Origin of the sequence: Steroidobacter sp., from assembly GCF_036402275.1 — a bacterium.
Lineage (GTDB): Bacteria > Pseudomonadota > Gammaproteobacteria > Steroidobacterales > Steroidobacteraceae > Steroidobacter.
Genome location: NZ_DASWTF010000031.1, coordinates 1 through 22,385, shown reverse-complemented (window position 1 = coordinate 22,385; position 22,385 = coordinate 1). Strand labels below are relative to the sequence as shown.

The window sequence follows — 22,385 nt, the reverse complement described above, 5'->3', positions numbered from 1 at the left end:
TTCACTGCAGGCGGGCGGGCTCCAGCAACTGCACGCTGAACTGCTTGTTCGGATCCATCCACACGCGCTTCACGGCCAGGCCGGCGGTCGCGGCCAGCTCGCTGAAGCTTTCCAGCGTGTACTTGTGGCAATACTCGGTGCGCAGATGCTCGCCCTGCCCGAAGCGCACCTTCTCGCCGCCCAGATGCACCACTTGATCGCGCTTGCTGACCAGGTGCATTTCGATGCGGCTCTGGTCCTCGACCCAGACCGCCAGATGATCGAAGGCGTCGAGATCGAAGTCCGCGCCCAACTCGCGATTCACGTGCCGGAGCGCGTTGAGATTGAACTCGGCGGTGACGCCCGCTGAATCGTCATAAGCCCGCTCCAGGATGCTCGGATCCTTACGCAGGTCGATGCCGATCAGGATCGCGCCGTTGGCGCCGACGAGCTCGCGCATGCGAGCCAGCAGTTCGCGTGCTTGCGGACGAGCGAAATTACCCAGCGTCGAGCCCGGGAAATAAACGATGCGACGCTGTGCCGCTCGGATGAATTGCGGCAGCTCGAAACTCTGAGTGAAGTCCGCGCACACCGGCACGATGTGCAGATTCGGATAGTCCTTCGCGAGCGCGCCGGCCGCCGTAAACAAGTGTTCGCGCGAAATATCTACCGGCACGTACGCGAGCGGACTCTCCAGGCGATCCAGCAGCAACCGTGTCTTGAGGCTGGTGCCGCTGCCGAATTCGATCACCGCCGCCTCCGGCCCGATGTGATGCGCCATCTCGACCGCGTGACCGTGCATGATCTGCAGCTCGGTGCGCGTGATGTAGTACTCCGGCAGCTCGCAGATGTTGTCGAACAGGAACGAGCCGAGCTCGTCGTAGAACCAGACCGGCGACAGTTCCTTGGGCTCTTTCTTCAGACCTTCCAGCACATCGTTGGTCAGCGTGTCTTCAGTGGATTTGGCGGGAGCCGTACTCGGATGCTTTGCCATCGTTCTTCCTTCAAATTACAGGTCACGCGCCAGGCGCACGCCCATGAACTGCCAACGCGCCTGGGGATAAAAGAAATTGCGGTACGTGGCGCGCACGTGATCCGCCGGCGTGACGCATGAGCCGCCGCGCAGGACCAGCTGATTGCACATGAACTTGCCGTTGTACTCGCCCAGCGCACCTGATACGGGGCGATAGCCCGGATAGGCGGCGTAGGGCGACGCTGTCCATTCCCAGACGTCACCAAACATTTGTTTCAATCCGTGCGTGTCGCCGGCGGGCAACGGCCTGAGCATCTCGCTCTTCAGCAGATTGCCGCGCACTGGCAGCGATTCGGCCGCCAGCTCCCACTCCGCTTCGGTCGGCAGGCGTGCATGCGCCCAGCGCGCGAACGCGTCCGCTTCGTAGTAACTCAAGTGACAGACCGGCGCGTCTTTGTCCAAAGATTGCAGCCCTCGCAGGGTGAACTCCGCGTCCAGCGTGGGCGTCCAGTAGAACGGCCGCGCCCAGCCTTCCTGATTCACCGTGCTCCAACCGTCCGACAGCCAGAACTCGGCGCGGCGATAGCCGCCGTCGCGGACGAATTCGAGAAACTCGCCATTCGTCACCAGGCGGTCGCCGAGCGCGTACGGTTCCACCAGAGTGCGATGACGTGGGGTCTCGTTGTCAAAACAAAAGTGCTTGCCGGTCGCGCCGATCTCCCGCACGCCGCCTTCGAACGTCAGGAACTGCATGGGCCCGGAGGTGCGCACCTCCGTCGCCGGCTGCGGCTTGCGGGTGTAGGCGGGCAGCAGCGGGTTGCGGGAGAGCAGGTGCTTGATGTCGGTGAACATCAACTCCTGATGCTGCTGCTCGTGGTTCATGCCCAGTTTCACCAGCGGGGCGAGTTGCTCGTCATCGTCGCTGCGCGCGTCGAGCAGCTTCAGCATGTGCTCGTCGACATGCCGGCGGTACGCGAACACTTCCTGGACCGTCGGCCGGGTCAGCAAGCCGCGCTCGGGCCGCTGATGCATGGGGCCGACGCTCTGGTAATACGAGTTGAACAGGTACTCGAAGCCGGCCTGGAACGGCTGATAGCCGGGCAACAGAGGCCGCAACAGGAACTGCTCGAAGAACCAACTGGTGTGCGCCAGGTGCCACTTGGCCGGGCTTGCGTCCGGCATGCTCTGGACCACGTAGTCCTCGACCTCGAGCGGACTGCAAATCGCCAGCGACGCCTCGCGGATGCGGGTGTAGCGACAGGCCAGGGGCTCGGGCGATCGATCGTTGACGGGAGTGGCTGCCGGGTATACCGCTGCCATGAGAACGGACTCCTTGATAGCTGTGGCCTAAGGTCGCGCGCCATCCTTGTCCCAAGGAGTCGCCCCAGGTAACGCCCGGCCGCACCGAAAAGTTGCAAACCCAAGCAAACCGTGGGGTTAGCCGCGCGTCAGGCAAGGACCCGGGAGTATAAGACCGCAAACCTGACAGGGCGCGCCGGCATTTTCGTGCGATTTTGTGGCCGTCGCGGCGCCGGGTTGTTCGGCCCCGGTTGGGATACAGGGGCCGCTCTCGCGACCCCCTTTCCCTTAAGCACCGGTTTTTCTTGACGCCTTGCCGACGCCCCGCTCTAATACGCGCCCGCTCCGGTGCATCCCGCCGGCGCACTTCTAAAGGCCCCGACCTCGTCCGGGCCACCCCTGCCTGGCCAGGTAGCTCAGTTGGTAGAGCAGCGGACTGAAAATCCGCGTGTCGATGGTTCGATTCCGTCCCTGGCCACCATTTCTTCCAAGCACTTACAGCTCGTACGCCGACCTGCTCTACAGGTGACGTAACGCGACTCTCGCCGCCGCGAGGTCCCAACTTGCGTGACCCACAGATTTGAACGCATACGAGCCTGACTGCGGAGCGACCTCACGCTCCAGCAGCTGCGACAGTTCAGTGACCTGGCTCCAATCAACGCCCGCCTGCAGCAGATCGCCTGCCTCGTGTTCAGCGCCTTTCAGATGATCGACCACGATGCGTCGCGTTCTCAGCAGTTCCTCTGGCAGCTCTGCCATCTCAGGTCGAAATGCTCCGACGCCGATTGCCAGCGTGCAGGCAGGCAGGTGCGGCGGGATCACGGGAGTTCGCGACGTCGTGAGCGCAATAACGACATCTGAGCCCACGCCCGTCGGGTCGAGGCTCGAGACCGCGACGGGAGTTGTCTCAACGTCGGGATGAGTGGCGCGCAGCTTCTCGCAAAAGCGGACGGCGGACATCAGTTCTCGACCTGCCACACAGAACGAGCGAATCTGGAAATATTCAAACAGCGCCTCGAGATGAGCCTCGGCCTGAACCCCGGTGCCGATGAGCAGAGCATTCCGCGGTGGCCGGGCTGCGAGTCGCTCGATTGCGAGCAGCGTGACCGCGGCGGTTCGTCGGGCCGTCACTGTGGGACCGTCGAGCATCATGAGTCGGCGGCCTGTGGCCACGTCGAACACGATTACTTCGCCTTGTATTCCCGGCAACCCAGCCCTGGCGTTCTGTTGATGTACCGTGATGATTTTGGTGATGCCGATGTCAGGAGCCACGGCGGGCATGCAAAGAAGCGAAGCGTTATTGCCAAGTGGCACCACGAGTCGCTCCGGCGCGCTCACGGCGCCTGATGCGGATTGACGCGCTACCCTCGCGATCTCGGCGACGAGCTCGGAGTACGGTAGTTTGCGTGCGGTTTCTGCGGCATCCAGTCTCATGAAAGTCTCGCTTCCATACAGGATCAGCGGAACCGGGCGGGCGACAATGCCGCCAGCTCGCCCTGGTGGCGATCATCGACGATGAGATCCGACACGACGCGCGCGGTCTCGGCCGCGAGCGTCACGCCGAGATGACCGTGCCCAAATGCGTAGATGACATTGCGAGCGCGCGGCGAGCGTCCGATCACCGGCAGTGAGTCAGGCAGCGATGGCCGAAATCCCAGCCAGTGCGATCGTGCCTCCGGCAAGCCAGCGAACAGGCGACGGGTCGATTGTTCGATCAGTCTCAGGCGGCGCGGGTTCGCCGCCCGGTGAATCCGCGACAATTCTACCGTACCGGCGGCTCGCAGACGACCGGCCATGGGAGTGAGATAGAACCCGAGGTCGACGGGACACACCGGACGCGTCAGCAACGGTTTGCTCATCGGGAACTCGACGTGATAACCGCGTTCTGTTTCGAGTGGAATGCGATCGCCGAGCTGCCGGCACAAAGACGCGGACCACGCGCCCGAAGAGACGACGGCGGTCCGGGCGCGAACTCGAAAATCCTCACCGCTCACTGCGATCATATTCTTGTCATGGCGCAGAGTGGTGATCTCGGCGCGGACCATCCTGCCCCCTTTCGCAACGAAAGCATGCTTCAGCCTCTGCATCAGCTCGAACGGATCGGTGAGGTGGGCCGCCTCGGGAAACAATATTCCCCTGGTGTATTCGGCGGGCAGCGCGGGCTCCAGCGACTCGAGCTCGCCTCTGTCGAGAAGCTCTTGTCGAATCCCCAATTCGTGGCGCAGCTCCCGGTGCCATGCGGCGTCTTCGACGTCGCGCTGGCGACGAAACAGATGTAAGGCGCCGTCGCGACGAAGCAGCGAGTGAGCGTTCGCCAAATCGATGAGCGGTGCATAGGCGGAGAGACTGTTTCCGAGCAGGGCCGCCAAGGTCACGGCATGCTGGTGTGCGCGGCCCCCAAGGCTCTCGCGAGCAAATCGCAGCAGCCATGGGGCCAGTTGCGGAAGCGCGGTCACCGAGATCGATAACGGACTCTTGGCGTCGAACAACAACCTGGGCAGCGCCTTCAGCACACTTGGAGTGCCCAGCGGCACGCATTCATAGTTCGCCAGCACACCGGCATTGCCGCGCGAGGCGCCAGATCCGGCTTCGTCACGATCGACGAGCAGAACCTCTCGTCCTTCCGCGCGCAGCCGTAGCGCCGTGCACAGGCCGATAGCGCCGGCGCCGATGATCACGATGTCGGCACATTCAGGAGGCATGAAACGTTCAGAATTCTCTCGATGGGAACTGAAAATCTCTGCGGCTTATGTCATTCGCGCTGCACGCGATACGCAGTCTCAGACGCCGACCTACCATAGACCGGCGGTGCGCCGTCGTTCAGCCCCGTGCGTGAACGCGTCATTACTGACCTCGCGAACGCAGCCTCGTGCTCGCCGCAGACAAAATTTCCAAACCGAGTTTTCGGGGCAAGGGGATGTGAAGCGCGCGACAGGCAGTCATCTAACTAGGACGACGTAAATATCAACTGCCCGAATACAGGCGCAGTGGGGAGCCCAACATGAGGACTACTTACAATATGCTCGCCTGCCGAGTGCTTGCTCTGTTCAGTGTCGCCGCCTACGCCCAACTGCTGAGCGGGGTCGCGCTGGCCGCGGCCGAGGCGACGCGCCAGACAACGCCGGCGCGCGCGCACCAGCGCCCAGGCATTGCTGAAGAGGACGGCTCGAAGCCGGTGGAAGAAGTCATCGTCACCGCGCAAAAGCGTAGCGAGCGGCTCATCGATACGCCGCTGTCCGTGACGGCGTTATCTTCCGACAATCTGGCCAAGATCGGCGCCACCCAATTCCGCGATTTCGCCGATACGGTGCCGGGTCTGAGCTTTCAAACATCGGGACCTGGATACACGCAGATCTCAATGCGCGGCGTGACCGTAGGTCAGGACGCGGGCGCAACGGTCGGCATCTATGTCGACGAAGTGCCGTACGGTTCGAGCACGTCGTACGCACGAGGCGGGCAGGTCACGCTGGATGTCGGGCTGTTCGATCTGGATCGCGTGGAAGTCTTGCGCGGTCCGCAAGGAACCCTGTACGGCGCAAGCTCCATGGGCGGCGTGATCAAGTACGTCACCCGGCAGCCGGACACCTCTCGCTTCGGCATGGATGTGCAGACTGGTGTGTCGAGCACGCACGACGGCGGCGTGGGTTACAACGGCGCGGTCGCGGTCAACGCGCCGCTCGCCGCCGACAAGGCGGCACTGCGCGTCAGCAGTTTCTATTCGCACGAAGCCGGCTACGTCGACAACATTCTTCGCAACGAAGAAGACGTGAACAAATCCAACGTCTATGGCGGCCGCGCCGATCTGTTGTTGATGCCGACCGACGCGGTGAACATCCGGATCAGCGGCTTCGCACAGGATATCGATCGCGACGGCGCGCCGTTCGCCGACTATCGTCTGAACGGCGAACCCGTCGATGGCAGTCTCACTCAGAGGCGGGTGTTCGAGGAGCCGTTCGACCAGAGCTTCCGTCTGCTGAGCGGCACGGTGACCTATGACGCCGGCCCGGTCACGGTCACCTCGGTCTCGAGCTATCAGACGAGCGAGACCGACTTCTGGCTCGACAACACCATCAGCTTTGCCTCCGCGGCGCGCGCGAGCGGTGCTCCGACGGCCGTGGCCACGGGCATCGACGATCACAGCTCCACGGACAAGTTCACTCAGGAAGTGCGAGTCGCTTCGGCGTCGTCGACTTCTTTCGAATGGCTGATCGGCGGGTTCTATACCAACGAGGAATCCGAGTTCACGCAAGATCTGATGATGCTCAACGCGGCCGGGCAGCCGCTGCCCAACAACGTGTTCACGTTCTCGACGCCGACGATTTATGAAGAGTCTGCTGTGTTCGGCGATATCACCTGGTATCTGACTTCCAAGTTGGACGTCACCGCCGGCGTGCGCTATGCGAAGAATCGCAACCGGTTCGAGCAGATCGGCACGGGCACACTCGGGCGCACCTCCCCGCGCTTTTACGCAAGCGACGAGGTGTTCACCTATCTGGGCAATGTTCGGTATCGCGTCAGCGACCACGCGACCGCGTACATCCGTTATGCAACAGGTTATCGGCCCGGCGGTCCCAACGTCGTCTCCGTCGCCACCGACCGACCGACGTTCGAGCCCGACACGCTGAAGAACTACGAGATCGGCTTCAAGATGGAGAGCGAGGATCGACGTTTCGCAGCCGAGGTAGCAGCGTATTACATCGACTGGAACAACATCATCGTCACGTTCACCCAAAGCGGCTTCGCGGCCAAGACCAACGTGCCGGGCGGAGCGGATATTCGCGGCGGCGAGTTGACCTTGTCGGCACGGCCCTTCGATGGTTTGTCGATCACCACGGGTGTCGGTTATCAGGATGCGCAGCTTTCCGAGGCAAACATCCGGCTGCGCGCGGCCAAGGGTGAGCGGCTGCCCACCGTGCCTCGTTACAACGCGAACCTCAACATCGATTGGGAGCTGCCGTGGACCAGCCTGCAGCCATTGGTTGGCGCAACCGCGCGGTTCGTCGACGACCGCACCTCGAGCTACAACGCCAGCACATCCATTCCGCAATACGAGTTGCCTTCGTACACGACGATCGATTTGCGCGCCGGCGTCACACTGGGCTCGGTGTTCACACAGTTCTACGTGCGTAACCTTTTCGACGAGCGTGCGCAGCTCATGCCGCGGCTCACCTCGCCACTCGCCGGGCCGATGCTGCTGTCTATATCGCAGCCACGGACCATGGGCTTGACGGCGTCGGTCAAGTTCTAACGCTCGAAGCCAGGGCTGGTAATCAACGTGACGAAGACTTTCCCGAAGGACCCAGACGTGTCGGAACGCAAGTTCGGTATCGAGTTCGACGAGGCTAAGGTAGAGGCGATTTTCAAGGAGTTCGACCAATGCCAGCTGCCGGGCGTTGCTGTCGGTATCGCGATCCGCGGCAGGCCCGTGTACCGCAAGGGATTCGGCCTTGCCAACATGGAATTGCCGGTCGTGCTGTCGCCCACCATGCGCATGCGCATCGGCTCCGCCAGCAAGCACTTCGCCGCACTTGCTTACGTTCTGTTGTGCGAGGAGCGTCGCGCCGGCCTCGACGATCCGATCGGCAAGTATCTGCCGGAGCTGCACAGTGTGGCGCAGCACGTGACCATGCGTCAGCTGATGTGCAATGTCAGCGGGCTACGGGACGTGTTCGATATCACCTGGCAATTCAGTGGCACGCGCCGTCACATTTCCAGCGCCGAGCTGCTGGCAATGTATCGTGAGATCGACGATGCGAACCGGCCGGCCGGCAAGAATTGGATTTATAACAATGGCGGCTTCCTGATGCTGAGCGTCGCCATCGAACGGATCTCCGGGCAGTCCCTGGAGGACTTTCTGCGTGAGCGCATCTTCGAGCCGGTGCAGATGTACTCGACCCTGTTGCGCCGTTCGGAAACAGGCTTCGTCGCCAACAGCGCGGGTCTGCATATAAAGAACTCGGCTGGCGTCTACGAAAGATCTCCGTTCTATGGAACGGCGTTCGCCGGCGAGGGTGGCATCGTCTCAACCGTCGATGACATGTTGCGTTGGCTGATTCATATGGATGCGCCGGTCGTGGGCAGCGCCGCCACCTGGAAGTTGATGCAAACGCCTCACAAACTCGCCAATGGATGCTCCAGCGGGTACGGCTTCGGCTTACTTCTGGACCAGTATCGCGGCGTTCCCATCATTCATCACCCCGGCGGAGGTATGGGGGCCAATGCACAGATACTGAAAGTGCCCGCAGTGGGCCTCGACGTGGTCGTGATGGTCAACCGGGACGAATCCGGCATGCTGATGGCAGATCGGATCATGGACGTGTGCATCCGAGGGCTGGACCCCGTCCACAGCGCCGCACCGGCGGTCTTTGCAACGGGGACTTTCTATTCGCCCAAGACTGGCCGAGTGGTCCAGATGTTTGCCCAGGACGACAAACAATTTGCCTCCATCGACGGCAAGGACACGTTGATGGAGCCCGATGCCCAGGGCGTTCTCTGGCCGGGCGGCACGTCGCGTTACGCCAAGCAGGCCATGACGTTGGTCGGCGATCCGCAAGCACCGTCCGCGATTCGCCTCAGTGACTTCGGCAACGTCGACGAACTGGTGCGGCAGAGGCCGCCACAGCATTCCGATGTTGCGTCGATCGCGGGACGGTATCGCTCGATCGGCACGCGCACGGATGCGGTCATCGAAAGTGTCAACGGCGTTCCCACGCTCACCACCACCGGACTCTTCGGGACCTGCGTGTACCCGCTCGAGTGCATCGCAGACGGTATCTGGCGAGCGAAGCGCACGCAGGTCTCACCGCCGACCGGCGGAATATTGGTGTTCGACCGTGACGGCGGTTCGTTCCGTTATTCGAGCTATCGGACCTTGGGTCTGGTGTTCACCGCCGAGCGAAGCCGGCGACTCGATAGAGCCGTGGTTGCATGAGCGCCGTCGCAGCCCATCAGGATGTCCATGCCCAAAGCATAGTCATCGACGCGGTTTGTCCGCTGCTGCGCAGGCCGGAATTCCTCGGCTGGTACAAAGAAGGCGGCGTAACGGTCGCTGCCCCCACGGCGGCGGGAACGGTCGACGCCCGAACGGCGATGAGTCGCATCGCCGTCTGGCATCGGTTGCTCCGCGAACGTGACGACTTGATGTGGATCCGGCAGGCCAGCGATGTCGAGCTCGCTAAGCGTAGCGGCCGTCTAGGCATCTATTTGCATTTTCAGGGCACGGACTCGATCGAGCAGGACCTGGATCTGATCGATCTCTATAAATTTTTGGGCGTGGGCATGGTGCAGCTGACGTACAACGTCAGGAACCTGGTCGGGGATGGCTGCGAGGAACGGACCGATGCCGGGCTCAGCCGTTTCGGCATCAAGCTGGTCCAGCGCCTGAACGCAGCGCGCATCATTGTCGATTGCAGCCACACTGGAGTGCGCACTTCCCTGGAAGCCGTCGAGCATTCCACTGCTCCCGTGGTCCTGTCGCATTCGAATGTCAGTCACGTGCATTCATGTCCGCGCAATGTTCCCGATGAGTTGATCGACGCCATCGCGCGATCGGGCGGCGTCGTGGGAGTGGCGGGTTTTCCAGGGATGCTCGGCGGAGACACCAGGCCGTCGCTGCAACAGTTCATCGCTCACATCGATGCGATCGTGCAGCGGGTGGGCATCGATCATGTCGGCTTGGGGATCGATTACTACTCCGGCCAGGCTGGCGTCGCATCGGACGAACAAGCCCGAGTCACTTACGACGAAGCCGTTCGCAGCGGCATGTGGAGCGCGTCGTATCCGCCGCCACCGCACCACTATCCGACTGGCATCGAAACGCCGCGGACCTTGCCGGCTCTGACTCGAGCCCTGATCGAGCTCGGTTACCAGGTAGCGGATGTGAGGAAAATCCTTGGCGGCAACTGGCTCAGGATCATGCGAGCAGTGTGGGGCTAGCTTGAAGCCGGTCGCGTACAAGAATTATCTGCTCGTCCTGCTGGTGCTGACTCTGGCGTCCAACTATGTGGACCGTTTCGTGCTGGGCTTGCTGCTGCAGGATATCAAAGTCGATCTGTCCTTGAGCGACACGCAGTTGGGACTGTTGAGCGGTATCGCGTTCGCGTTGTTCTATTCGGTGATGGGCATTCCAATCGCGCGGTGGGCCGACCGTGGCAATCGCGTCACGATCATTACACTGGCGACGGCGACGTGGAGTGTGGCGGTCGCACTCTGCGGCCTGGCCGGAAACTTCATTCATCTGCTGTTGATCCGCGTATTCGTCGGCGTGGGCGAAGCTGGCTTTGTTCCACCGGCGCATTCGCTAATGGCCGACTATTTCAACCGCGCTGAGCGCCCGAGAGCCGTTGCCATATTCAAGCTAGGTACGCCGTTGAGCCTGGTCATCGGCTACATGTGCGCCGGCTGGCTCGCCGAGATGTATGGTTGGCGTGCCACATTCATGATGCTGGGCTTGCCCGGGCTGGCTCTGGCCGCGGTGACTTGGCTGACGATGAAGGAACCGCGCATTCAGCGGTGGGTCCCTAACAGTCTCAGCGCCGCCGCTGTCATCAACGTGAACGGTAAGCAGGCGCTCGTGGCGACGGTGCAGCCCAGCTTTCGGGAAGTTTGCGCGGCGCTGTGGGCGAATGTGACTTTTCGTCACCTGCTGTTTGCGTACTCGCTGGTATCGCTGTTCGGTACCGGCATCAGCAAGTGGCAGCCGGCCTTCTTCATCCGCAGCTATGGGCTGTCGACCGGCGAGCTTGGCACGTGGCTGGCCGTCGTCGCCGGCGGCGGCGCCCTGCTGGGCACGTATCTGGGAGGAGCGCTGGCTACCCGGTATGCCGCGCATGACGAGCGCTTGCAATTGCGGTCGATGGCCTTGGCTTACACGGGTTTCGGCATCGTGTACCTAGGCATCTTCTTCGCGCCGAATTTGTACTCGGCATTCGCGCTCATGGGCTTGGCCATGATCGGCGGCAATCTGGTGGTGGGGCCGTTGTTCGGGATGATTCAAACGATCGTGCCGGAGCGCATGCGCGCCATGTCCATCGCCCTGGTATTTTTGTTCGCGAATCTCATTGGCATGGGGATTGGCCCATTGGCGACCGGCGCGCTCAGCGATCTGTTGCGGCCCGCGTTCGGAGAAGAGTCGCTGCGCTATGCCTTGGCGGCGCTGTGTCCTGGCTATGCCTGGTGCGGGTGGCATGCCTGGCGAGCGAGCAGAACTGTGGTGCGTGATCTGGAGAGCGCGCAACGTTGAATGCGATGCAAAGGGATATTCGTCAAACACCGAACTACCTCGAGGTCGAGGCTCTGTATCGGGCATTGCTGACCCCCGGGACCGGCCAGATCGGCGATGCAGCCGATATCGACGCAGTTCCGGGTGGCGCGGACATCGTGTTTTCCGGAACTGTGATGGAGCGGCTCGAAGGCACGGCCCCGACTCGGGTCTGTACGACGGAACTGGCCACAGGCCGCACCCGGGTGCTCACGTCAGGGCCGAACAGCGATCGTCAGCCGAGATATTCCCCAGATGCGCGGCATATCGCGTTCATGTCGGATCGTTCCGCGGCGGGTGATTTTCAACTTTATTTGCTCGACTGCGAGACCGGAGCGATACGGCCCGCGAAGCCGGTCGACGGATGGACCGAATATGCTCACTGGTCGCCCGACGGGCGACGCATCCTGCTCGGAGTCGCGGGGCATGGAGCGGATGTTGCGGGCAGCCAAGGCGCCGCAAGCAGCAAACGTTTGCATCAGGAACGCCAAGGTTGGGAACCGAGCGTCGAGACAGGCGAGGAGAGTTTCCGTTGGCGTCGCGTCTGGATATACGACCTGACGACCGACACTGTCGCGCCAGTCGGCGATCCGCAGCGGAACGTTTGGGAAGCGGTTTGGTGCGGCAACGACGCGATCGCGGCCGTGGTGTCACCGGGCCCGGAAGAGGGATTGTGGTACAGCGCCACCTTGCACATCATGGACGCGCGCAGCGGCGTCAGCCGCGAGATCTATCGACCCAGCGATCAGATCGGACTTCCGGCCAGCTCACCGGACGGATCGCTGGTGGCGTTCGTCGAGGCCGTCTGCAGCGATCGTGGCGTGGTCGCCGGCAATCTTCGGGTGCTCGATGTCGCTTCAGGCAAGTTGAGGTCAGTCGATACGCACTCGGTTGATGTGACGTGTACGGTGTGGGCCTCGCAAGATAAGTTGCTCGTCGCCGGGCACCGCAGGTTCGAGACTGTGACGTGCATGTACGATGCGAGGAACGGCTCGACCACGGAGCTGTGGTGCAGCCAGGAGATCTCCAGCGCAGGTCGTTACGTGAGCGTGGCAGCGCTCAACGATGCCGGCGATTGCGCTTTGATCGGTGAGAGCTATACGCGTGCACCGGAAGTCGCTGTGATACAGCGTGGCGCCTACCGCACCATCAAATCTCTCGATCTCGGCTACGCCGATCATGCGAAGGCCATCGCGTCCGTGCGGCCGATGACGTGGGCGGCGCCCGATGGTCTGGAGATCGATGGATGGCTGCTCTTGCCGAGCAGAGGCCGACCCCCGTATCCGCTGGTAATGAATCTCCACGGCGGCCCGGTCTCGCACTGGCGGCCGGCGTGGCTGGGGCGATCCAAAGGTCTCCCGAGTCTCATGTTGCTGAAGCGTGGTTATGCGATCTTCCTTCCAAATCCCAGAGGTAGCGCCGGCCGCGGCGCGGCTTTTGCCCGTCTCGTCGTTGGCGACATGGGCGGCGCCGACACCTACGATTGTCTCAGCGGGCTCGACCATCTGACCACGCTAGGTCTGGTAGATCCCGCGCGACTCGGCGTCATGGGCGGAAGCTATGGCGGCTACATGACTGCGTGGCTCGTCACTCAGGATCGTCGCTTTGCGGCGGCTGTGGCTTCTTCTCCCGTCACGAACCACGTGAGCGAGCACCTAACATCCAACATTCCTCACTTCCAGCGAATGTTCCTTGCGGATAGTTACCGGAATGCGAGCGGCAAGTACTTCACGCGCAGCCCCATAATGTATGCGCACCGGGCTCGTACGCCTACGCTCAATAGCTGTGGTGCGCTCGATCGTTGCACTCCGCCCTGGGAAGCGTTGCAGTTTCATAACGCGCTGCTGGAGAGCGGCGTGACATCGGTGCTGCTCACCTATCCCGGCGAAGGGCACGGGATTCGGAAGTTCCCCGCGGCCATCGACTACGCCGCGCGCGTAGTGGGATGGTTCGAAGAGCACATGCCTGCCGCGGTCAAGGATGACAAACGATGATATCGAGCGCAGCAGACGACGCACGCCTGCAATCTCTTTATCGGCGTGCGCAGACGCTCTACGAGCGGATTCATCGCACCGGCGCTGGCAACGTCAGTGACGTCGCCGAGGTGCATGTTTCAGCGGACGGTGGCCACGTCGTATTCACCGGCTCCATGATGTCGAGCTTGTCGGAGGCTCCTCTCACGCGCGTCTGTTCGATCGATCTGCATTCAGCGCAGATGCGAGTCTTGACGTCCGGGCCGAGGACGGATCGATCTCCCAAGCTCTCACCCGACGGTCGCGATCTTGCATTTCTCTCGGATCGTCATCGAGCTGCGGACTTTCAGTTGTATCTGCGCCAAATGTCCAGCGGTGCGGTCAAGCGCACGATGCCGGTGGAAGGCTGGGTCGAATATCTGAGCTGGTCGCCGGATGGAAGACGAATATTGCTCGGTGTCGCGGGGTACGGAGCTGACACAGCGAGCACCAAGGGCGCGGTGGTCAGCGAATTGGCCGAGCGCGACCTTCCCAGTTGGATGCCCACCGTGAGTACCGGTCGCGAGGCGCACCGGTGGCGACACGTGTGGATATACGATTTGGCCAGCGACAGCGTGCGCCGGGTTTCTGGGGACGGAATGAATATCTGGGAGGCGGCGTGGTGCGGCAACGACAGTGTCGTGGTCAGCGCTTCACCGGATCCCGGCGAGGGCGCATGGTACTCCGCCTGTCTGTATTCGATCCGCGTCGACGGCAACCAGCATGAGAAAATATACACGCCGGAAGATCAGCTCGGCGGTCTGAGCGGCTCGCCTGGTGGGGCGCATCTGGCTTTCATCGAAGCGGTATGCAGCGATCGGATGCTGGTCTTCGGTGAGCTGCGCATCGTGGACAGAGCAACAGGCTCGGTCCGGAGAATCGATACCGACGGCGTCAACGTCAGCACGACGCAATGGCGTTCTGACAAACGGCTGTTGCTCGCCGGTCTGCGAGGCTTCGAAACTGTCGTGGGGATCTACGACACGAGCTCCGGTAAGTTCGAGGAGACCTGGCGCAGCTCGCAAATCTCATCCGCGGGGTCCTACATCTGTGTAGCGGGTATGGGGAGCACGGGCGATTGCGTGATCTTGAGCGAGGGATTCGATCGATCGCCGGAAATCGGAGCGATCCGCGACGGCGAGTACCGCACGATCAAGTCGTTCGATTCAGGTTACTCGGACGAAGCCCGCTGCATAGCGGGCCTGGACCGTCTGACGTGGGAGGCGCCCGATGCGCTGGAAATTCAGGGATGGTTATTGCGTCCGCGTGGCGATGCGCCCCATGCGACGGTAATGGCGGTGCACGGCGGTCCAGTGTCGAACTGGCGCCCCGCCTGGCTGGGGCGTCCCAGAACGCTGCCGTTCTTGATGTTGTTGCAGCTGGGCTATGCGGTGTTTCTGCCCAATCCTCGTGGTAGCTCCGGCCGCGGTCAAGATTTCGCACGCCGCGTGCGCGGCGATATGGGTGGCGCCGACACACACGATTTGTTGAGCGGAGTCGATCACATCGTCGCGCGAGGCTTCGCCGACGCGAACCGTCTCGGTGTGACCGGCATCAGCTACGGCGGATTCATGACCGCGTGGCTGATCACTCACAGCGATCGATTCAAGGCCGCCGTGCCGGTTGCGATGGTGGCCAATCGCGTCAGCCAGCGTCTGACGTGTACACACACACGCTTCATCGATCTTTTTCTCGAGGATACTTATAACAACGCGCAAGGAAAATATTATGGACGCAGCCCGATCATGTACGCACATCGGGCCGGGACGCCCACGCTGAACGTGTGTGGCGCTCTGGACAAGTGCACGCCGCCGGCCGAGGCGCTGCAGTTTCACAACGCCCTGTTGGAAGCGGGCGTCAGATCGGCCTTGGTCACCTATCCCCAGGAAGGTCACGGAGTTCGCGGGTTCCCGGCGTCCATCGACTATGCCGCACGGCTGGCGGGCTGGTTCGTCGCGCATCTGTAAACATCGGCGCACCGATATTTTACACAAGGCCATTCCGGCGCTCTGTCGTTTCCTAAATACTCCAGTTTTCCATGACTGGAACTCGGTGTTGCCGAGCGCTTCAGATCGCCCTCAGACGCATAGCTATCAAGCAATTCCCGAAGCCCCGGCCGCGGGCTCCGGAGGATTCGAGCTGCCCAGCGTCAAATTGCGCTGCTAGATAGCGCGATACGCCGGAGCGCCAAGGACCCCTGTTCCTTACACAGGGTTGCTCCGAGCCTACCACGAGGCAACAACCACGGATGTGGAACCATGCAATGGAATGCGACGAGCAACGAAGCCAGGGAACTCGTGTCGAGCCGGCACGATGAGCAGGTGAGCAACAGCGCTGAGAGCAGATTGATTCATGAGCTGTTCGAAATACAAGCGGACGCCGCGCCGAATCGCTGCGCGGTGAGTTGCGCCGGCCAGTCGCTGAGCTACGGCCAGCTCAATGCACGGGCCAACCAGCTGGCGCACTACCTGTGTGGCGCCGTCAGATCGGGGGCTCTGGTCGGACTGTGCGTCGAGCGCGGGCTCGACATGGTCGTCGCCCTGCTGGGAATCATGAAGGCAGGTGCTGCGTATATTCCGTTGGACCCCAACTATCCCGCTGACCGGTTGCGTCACATGCTGGAGGATGCATCGCCGGCTGTATTGCTCACACAGTCGGCGCTGCGATCGCTGATTCCGGAATGCGCGGCACGGGTAGTGGAGCTGGATCGCGAGCAGTGGCAGATCGCCAGACGGCCAATTGGGAATCCGTCAGCGTCGCACGTCGGAGTGTCCACCGCGGATCTGGTGTACGTCATATATACATCGGGGTCCACCGGCAGACCGAAGGGCACGGCGATGCCCCACGGCGCCGTGTGGAATCTCATCCAATGGCAGCGACGGACGTTGCCGCTGACCAGCGGGCAGCGCGTGCTGCAGTTTGCAGCGCTCAGCTTCGATGTCGCGTTCCAAGAGATCTTCGGTGCGCTCTGTGACGGCGGCACGCTGGTGCTGTTGAACGAGAAGGTGCGCAGGGATGCGCAGGCTCTGCTGGAGCTACTGGTGAATGAGCGCGTGGAGCGGATGTTCATGCCGCCCTTGATGCTGCAAGCCCTGGCGGCGCAGTTCGTACAATCGGAGCGCACTCCGCAGTTGTCCCTGACGGATGTCATCACTGCCGGAGAGCAGCTGCGCATCAGCGTGGAGATCAGGGAGATGTTCCGGCGGCTGCGTGGATGCCGCCTTCACAATCACTATGGTCCGACGGAAACACACGTGGTCACAGCGCTCACTCTGTCGGATGAGTTGGACGAGTGGCCGCAGTTGCCGAGCATCGGCTACCCGATCGACAACGCCGACGTCCACGTTCTCGACGCTTCGCTGCGACCCGTGCCGCCCGGAGTCACGGGAGAGATATACATAGGCGGCATCGCTGTCGCGCGAGGATATCTCGATCGGCCCGCGCTTACGATGCAGAGATTCATAGCGGATCCATCCAAGGCGCCGGGGAGCCGCATGTACCGGACCGGCGATGTCGGGCGTCGGCTAGCCGATGGCAGTCTGGAATATCTCGGCCGCAACGACGACCAGGTGAAGATTCGCGGCCATCGCGTGGAGCTCGGCGAGGTCGAGGCGCTGCTCGCCCGCCATCCGCAGGTGAGAGAAGCGGCCGTCGTGGCGCGAGAGGAATCCCCAGCGACAAAAACGCTGGTCGCCTATGTCACCAAGCGAGGACGAGGAGACATTCGCGTCTCGGAACTGCGCAGTCACGCCAAAGCCTCGTTGCCCGACTATATGGTGCCCAGCGCGATTGTCGTTCTGGAGCGATTTCCACTGACTCCCAACGGCAAACTCGACCGGCGCAGCCTGCCAGCGCCGGATTTCGACGCCTACGAGGTTCGCGAGTATGAGCCGCCCCAGGGGTGGGTGGAGGATCGTCTGGCGGTTGTGTGGCGAGAGCTGCTGAAGGTGCCTCTGGTGGGGCGCAACGACGATTTTTTCGCGCTGGGCGGACACTCACTGCTACTGGTGCAGATGACCGGGATGCTGCGTCGAGCGGATTTGCCGACCGATGCAAGCTGCGTGTTTCAACATTCGACGCTGGCCGGGATGGCGCAGGCACTGACGGCGGGCACGCGCGAGCAGTTCAGTGCGCCGCCAAATCGCATTCCGGAGAATTGCGCCAGAATCGCTCCGGACATGCTGCCCCTGGTCGAGCTCGATCAGCGTTGCATAGACCTGATCGCCCAAAGCGTGCCAGGTGGCGCAAGGAACGTTCAGGACATTTATCCACTCACGGCGCTGCAGGAGGGTGTCCTGTTCCATCATCGGCTCGATAGCAGCGAGGGGGACATCTATGTTCTGCCGATCCTGCTTACGCTTGCCTCGCGCAGCAAGCTCGATGACTTCGTCTCGGCTTTGCAGAGAGTCGTCGATCGTCACGACGCCTTGCGCACGCTCATCCTGTGGGAGCAGTTGCCTCATCCGGTACAGGTGGTTTGCCGGCGCGCCGAGGTGCAAGTAGAAACGTTCGAGCTGCAAACGGACCGCGACGCACTGGAGCAACTGAACGAGCGCATGGATCCTCGTCGTCAGCGGCTGGATCTGGGGCGCGCTCCTTTGTTGCATGTGGCTGTGGCAGCGGACCCCGCGGGTGCGAACTGGTACGCATTACTTCAGCTGCATCATGTGATCTGCGATCACGACTCGCTCGAAACCATGATGGTCGAGCTGGGCGCGCTCATCGACGGCAAAGTCACCGAGCTGGCCGAGCCGGGCCCGTTTCGAGATCACGTGGCGTACACGCGGGCGCATGCGAACGCGACCGAGGTCGAGCGGTTCTTTCGCGAGAAGCTTGGCGATGTCGACGAGCCTTCGGCGCCTTTCGGTCTGCTCGACGTGCGAGACGGTGCAGAGCGGATCGAGTCGGCCCGACTGGGCATGGATCCGTTATTGGCGGATCGGGTACGCCTGCTGGCGCGCCGGCTGGGCATGAGTGCCGCCATCTTGTTTCATGCGGCGTGGGCGCTCGTTGTGAGCAGAACCGGCGGCCGGGACGAAGCTATTTTCGGAACCGTGTTGCAGGGGCGGCTGCGAGGCGGCTCCGAGGGTAAATTGGGGCTGGGCCTGTTCATGAACACGCTGCCTGTGCGCTTGCACCTGCATGGCATGAGCGCGAGGCAGTTCGTCGAGCACGCGCACAGCGAGGTTCTGGCTCTGCTGGAGCATGAGCATGCGTCATTGGCGGTTGCGCAGCGGTGTAGTGGAGTCAACGGCGCCGTGCCGCTGTTCAGTACGCTGCTGAACTATCTGCACAGCTCCATGCACGTCGAGACCGAACAGCCGCACCTCGCGCCCGGCGTGCAAGTGTTGGCGTTGCGCGAGTGGACCAACTATCCGCTCTCGATCACGGTCGACGATCAAGCCGACAAGATCGTCATGACCGTGCAGGCCAGCAACAGCATCGATCCGCACCGCGTGCTTGGCTATCTGTCCACGGCCATGAGCTCACTCGCGGATGCATTGGAGAATGCCGCGGCGATGCCCGTCACCGAACTATCGATCCTGCCCGAGAACGAGCGGCTACAGGTGTTGCAATCTTTCAACTCGAGTGACGCAAAGTATCCGACGGACCGGCTGGCCCACCAGCTGTTCGAAGAGCAGGTCAGACGCGATCCGCGGGCCGTGGCAGTGACTTGCGGCGCGAGAGAGCTGACCTATGCGCAGCTCAATCGTCGCGCCAATCAACTGGCCCGATATCTGAGAAAGTGCGGCGTCATGCCCGATCAGCGGGTGGCGATATTCCTGGATCGCGGCATCGACATGATCGTCGCGCTGCTCGGGGTCCTGAAGTCAGGCGCGGGTTATGTGCCACTGGACGTGAGTTATCCAAAGGAACGTCTTGCCAATACAGTTGCAGACAGCGCGCCGACGGTCGTGTTGACTCAGCGGCGTGTCCGCGAGCTGCCGTTCGCGGTCGAGCAGGCAGTAGTGGATCTGGACCAGCCGGAAATAGCGCTGCAGTCGGGTGACGATCTCGATAGCGCCCTCGTCGGCCTGAGACCCGAACATCTGGCCTATGTCATTCACACGTCGGGCTCGACCGGCGTTCCCAAGGGAGTGATGGTCGAGCACCGCAGCCTGGTGAACCTGATTCACTGGCACTGTTCGGCTTTCAACCTGACTCGGGAAAGCCGCAGCTGCGCTTTAGCGGCTGCTGGATTCGACGCCGCGGTGTGGGAGATCTGGCCGCCGCTGAGTGTCGGCGCAACTCTCGTCGTGGCGTCTCCAGACGTAGCTCGGGATGTGGATACGATGCTCCACTGGTGGGCACGTCAGCCGCTGGATATCACGTTCCTGACGACGCCGGTGGCGGAGTGGGCCTTCAACGAAGGCGTTCATAACTCAGGCATGCGCACGTTGCTGGTCGGGGGCGACCGACTGCGATCCCAGCCGCGACCGAGGTCGTTCCGACTCGTAAACAATTATGGTCCCACCGAGGCGACCGTCGTCGCGACCTCCGGTGAGGTGTGTGAAGAGAATGCTCTGCCCGACATAGGACGTCCGATCGCCAACACGCGCATTTACATCCTGGACAGGCATGGCCAGGTCGTTCCCATAGGCGTGACCGGCGAGATCTACATCGGCGGTGCGGGCGTCGCGCGCGGCTATCTGAACAAACCCGCCCTGTGCGCGGAGCGGTTCGTCGCCGATCCCTTCGGCGGAAAATCCGGGCAGCGCATGTATCGAACCGGAGACCTGGCTCGATGGCGCCCGGACGGGCGCATCGACTACGTGGGCCGCAACGATCATCAAGTGAAGATTCGTGGCTTCCGCATCGAGTTGGGCGAGATCGAGGCAGCGCTGCTGAAGCAGCCTGAGATCAAGGACGCCGTTGTCGGAGCTCGCGAGCAGCGTGCAGGAGAGAAACATCTCGTCGCATACATGGTCGCTGCCGCGCCAGGCAAGCTGGATGTCCAGAAGTTGCGCGACAGATTGAAAACGATTCTGCCGCAGCACATGGTGCCTGCCGCGTTCGTGCTCATGGACGCGCTGCCACTGACCGCCAACGGCAAGGTCAATAGAAACGCATTGCCGGCGCCCGATCTGTCCGGGTTCGGCACGCAGCAGTTCGAGCCGCCCATGGGCGAGCTCGAGCAATTGATCGCGAGCATCTGGCAGGAGGTGTTGCGCGTCGAGCGCGTCGGCCGCTCCGACAATTTCTTCGATCTTGGCGGACATTCCTTGCTCGCCACCAGGGTGGTGGCGCGCATCAGCGAGGCGCTGGATTTCGAGGTGCCGGTTCGCTCGTTATTCGAAGCGCCGACCGTGCAGACCCTGGGCGCCCGCATCGTGGAGGAGGCGACGGCGCTGGAGCCGCTCGCAGAGGCATGAAGGAGCATCAGCAGATGGCGTATTCGCAGGAGCAGTCCGTCCAATTGAGCCTGGAGCAGATCAGACAGTTGCGCAGGCAATCCGGTGGTCGCGCACGCGGAGCTCGCATTCCCGCGCTGGCGCCGCAGGAGCGCGGCGAGCGGTCGCCGATGTCACATGCCCAGGAACGATTGTGGTTCTTGGAACAGCTGGGGCTGGTGGGCGGCGCGTACAACATTTCGATGGTGCGAAGCCTGCGCGGCAGACTGCAGATCCAGGCATTGGAGCGCAGTCTCGGCGAGCTCGTGCGCCGGCACGAGAGCCTGCGAACGCGCTTCGTGTCAATGCACGGCACTGCTGTGCAAGCGATCGATCCTCCCGGAGGCGTGACTCTCGAGATTCGCGACCTGTCCGGCATCGACGAGAGTCTGAGGATGCGCAAAGTGCGCGATATCGGCCGCGAGGAAGTGAATCGACCGTTCGATCTGGAACGCGGTCCGTTGCTGCGGGCCTTCCTGTTGCGATTGAGCGAGCAGGAGCACGTGCTGCTGCTGGTCTTGCATCACATTGTGTCGGACGGCTGGTCGCTCGGTGTGTTGAACCGCGAGCTCGGGGCGATCTACAACGCGTACGTCCGTGGCGAGGAGTCGCCTCTGCCGGAGCTGATCGTGCAGTACGCCGACTATGCGCTCTGGCAGCGCAAGTGGCTGGAGAAGGAAGTCATCGACGAGCAGTTGCGGTACTGGAAGCAGCAGTTGCAGGGCGCGCCGCCCTATCTGCAGTTGCCTGCCGATCGGCCACGCCCGGCGGTGGAGAGTTTCAACGGAGCGTTGTTTGCATTCGCATTGCCTGCCGGGCTGACCGAAGCGTTGCGCAACCTCGCACGTCGCGAAGGCGCCACGCTGTTCATGGTATTGCTGGCGGGTTATCAGGCGCTGTTGTCGCGCTGGACCGGTCAGGAGGACATCGTGATCGGAGCGCCGATCGCGGGGAGGACTCATCCGCTGATCGAGCAGCTGATCGGCTTCTTCGTCAACATGCTGGCGCTGCGCTCGGATCTTTCCGGCAATCCGAGCTTTCGCAGTCTGCTGGCACAGGTGAAGGAAACGACGCTCGGCGCGTACGCGCACCAGGATTTGCCGTTCGAGCTGCTGGTGAAGGAGCTGCGGCCGGAGCGGGATCTGGGTCGCCAATCGCTCATCCAGATGACCTTGGCCTTGCAGAATTTCCCACAGGAGGATCTGCAGCTCGAGGGACTCACCTGGAAAGCCATCGATGCCGAGCATCTGACGACTCGCTTCGACGTCACCTTGAACTTCTTCGAGGGGGCGGGTGAGCTGCAAGGCCTGTTCGAGTATGCAACGGATCTATTCGAGGAGCAGACGATCCGTCGTCTCTCGGAACAGCTGTGCATGTTGTTACAAGGGGCGGTGAGCGATCCGGACTGCGCGATCGAGCAGTTGCCGCTGTTGCCGGACCAGGAACGAGAGCAGCTGCTGAGACAGTGGCGG

Annotated in this window: 12 protein-coding genes and 1 tRNA gene; 9 read left to right on the top strand and 4 right to left on the bottom strand. The window is 62.3% G+C overall.

Annotated features, from left to right (window positions below; translation table 11 throughout):
• Position 1: 1 nt before the first annotated feature.
• Together egtD and egtB are read right to left on the bottom strand one after the other, a co-directional pair.
• The gene (egtD, locus tag VGD45_RS15235; RefSeq protein WP_331156178.1) at positions 2–973 is read right to left on the bottom strand and encodes an L-histidine N(alpha)-methyltransferase; all 972 of its coding nucleotides are present in this window, start codon (positions 971–973) and stop codon (positions 2–4) included.
• Positions 974–988: 15 nt separating this feature from the next.
• Positions 989–2,272, bottom strand: a complete 1,284-nt coding sequence (egtB, locus tag VGD45_RS15230) for an ergothioneine biosynthesis protein EgtB (protein ID WP_331156177.1) — start codon at positions 2,270–2,272, stop codon at positions 989–991.
• Between the two features lie 384 nt (positions 2,273–2,656).
• On the opposite strand from egtB, the gene VGD45_RS15225 reads away from it, so the two are divergent.
• A tRNA-Phe gene (locus VGD45_RS15225) sits at positions 2,657–2,732 on the top strand.
• Between the two features lie 38 nt (positions 2,733–2,770).
• Here VGD45_RS15225 and VGD45_RS15220 read toward each other — a convergent pair.
• Both VGD45_RS15220 and VGD45_RS15215 read right to left on the bottom strand, forming a co-directional pair.
• Complete coding sequence (locus VGD45_RS15220; RefSeq protein WP_331156176.1) at positions 2,771–3,685, bottom strand: delta(1)-pyrroline-2-carboxylate reductase family protein; 915 nt, start codon at positions 3,683–3,685, stop codon at positions 2,771–2,773.
• 23 nt (positions 3,686–3,708) lie between these two features.
• Positions 3,709–4,953 (bottom strand): FAD-dependent oxidoreductase, encoded by a 1,245-nt coding sequence (locus tag VGD45_RS15215; RefSeq protein WP_331156175.1) that lies wholly within the window; start codon positions 4,951–4,953, stop codon positions 3,709–3,711.
• Between the two features lie 299 nt (positions 4,954–5,252).
• On the opposite strand from VGD45_RS15215, the gene VGD45_RS15210 reads away from it, so the two are divergent.
• The 8 genes from VGD45_RS15210 to VGD45_RS15175 all read left to right on the top strand — a co-directional run.
• Positions 5,253–7,499 carry a TonB-dependent receptor gene (locus VGD45_RS15210; protein WP_331156174.1) on the top strand — a complete coding sequence of 749 codons (2,247 nt, stop codon included), beginning with the start codon at positions 5,253–5,255 and terminating at the stop codon, positions 7,497–7,499.
• Between the two features lie 27 nt (positions 7,500–7,526).
• Entirely contained in the window at positions 7,527–9,182 is a 1,656-nt protein-coding gene (locus VGD45_RS15205) for a serine hydrolase domain-containing protein (protein ID WP_331156173.1), read from the top strand.
• Entirely contained in the window at positions 9,179–10,186 is a 1,008-nt protein-coding gene (locus VGD45_RS15200) for a membrane dipeptidase (RefSeq protein ID WP_331156172.1), read from the top strand. Before VGD45_RS15205 ends, VGD45_RS15200 begins: the two co-directional genes overlap by 4 nt.
• 1 nt (position 10,187) lies before the next feature.
• On the top strand, positions 10,188–11,492 hold the full coding sequence (locus VGD45_RS15195) for an MFS transporter (protein WP_331156171.1): 1,305 nt from the start codon (positions 10,188–10,190) through the stop codon (positions 11,490–11,492).
• Positions 11,493–11,497: 5 nt separating this feature from the next.
• Entirely contained in the window at positions 11,498–13,504 is a 2,007-nt protein-coding gene (locus tag VGD45_RS15190; protein WP_331156197.1) for a S9 family peptidase, read from the top strand.
• The gene (locus VGD45_RS15185; RefSeq protein ID WP_331156170.1) at positions 13,501–15,489 is read left to right on the top strand and encodes a S9 family peptidase; all 1,989 of its coding nucleotides are present in this window, start codon (positions 13,501–13,503) and stop codon (positions 15,487–15,489) included. The genes VGD45_RS15190 and VGD45_RS15185 overlap by 4 nt, the downstream gene beginning before the upstream one ends.
• Before the next feature lie 291 nt (positions 15,490–15,780).
• Positions 15,781–20,895, top strand: a complete 5,115-nt coding sequence (locus tag VGD45_RS15180) for an amino acid adenylation domain-containing protein (protein WP_331156169.1) — start codon at positions 15,781–15,783, stop codon at positions 20,893–20,895.
• Positions 20,892–22,385: condensation domain-containing protein (locus VGD45_RS15175; RefSeq protein ID WP_331156168.1), on the top strand; the 1,494-nt coding region annotated here is incomplete at its 3' end. The genes VGD45_RS15180 and VGD45_RS15175, both read left to right, overlap by 4 nt.

Bases quoted from the DNA above. Each gene is read 5' to 3' on its own strand.
- VGD45_RS15190 (WP_331156197.1), top strand. From the start codon at position 11,498: ATGCAAAGGGATATTCGTCAAACACCGAACTACCTCGAGGTCGAGGCT.
- egtD (WP_331156178.1), bottom strand. From the start codon at position 973: ATGGCAAAGCATCCGAGTACGGCTCCCGCCAAATCCACTGAAGACACG.
- VGD45_RS15210 (WP_331156174.1), top strand. From the start codon at position 5,253: ATGAGGACTACTTACAATATGCTCGCCTGCCGAGTGCTTGCTCTGTTC.
- VGD45_RS15180 (WP_331156169.1), top strand. From the start codon at position 15,781: ATGCAATGGAATGCGACGAGCAACGAAGCCAGGGAACTCGTGTCGAGC.
- VGD45_RS15185 (WP_331156170.1), top strand. From the start codon at position 13,501: ATGATATCGAGCGCAGCAGACGACGCACGCCTGCAATCTCTTTATCGG.
- egtB (WP_331156177.1), bottom strand. From the start codon at position 2,272: ATGGCAGCGGTATACCCGGCAGCCACTCCCGTCAACGATCGATCGCCC.
- VGD45_RS15215 (WP_331156175.1), bottom strand. From the start codon at position 4,953: ATGCCTCCTGAATGTGCCGACATCGTGATCATCGGCGCCGGCGCTATC.
- VGD45_RS15200 (WP_331156172.1), top strand. From the start codon at position 9,179: ATGAGCGCCGTCGCAGCCCATCAGGATGTCCATGCCCAAAGCATAGTC.
- VGD45_RS15220 (WP_331156176.1), bottom strand. From the start codon at position 3,685: ATGAGACTGGATGCCGCAGAAACCGCACGCAAACTACCGTACTCCGAG.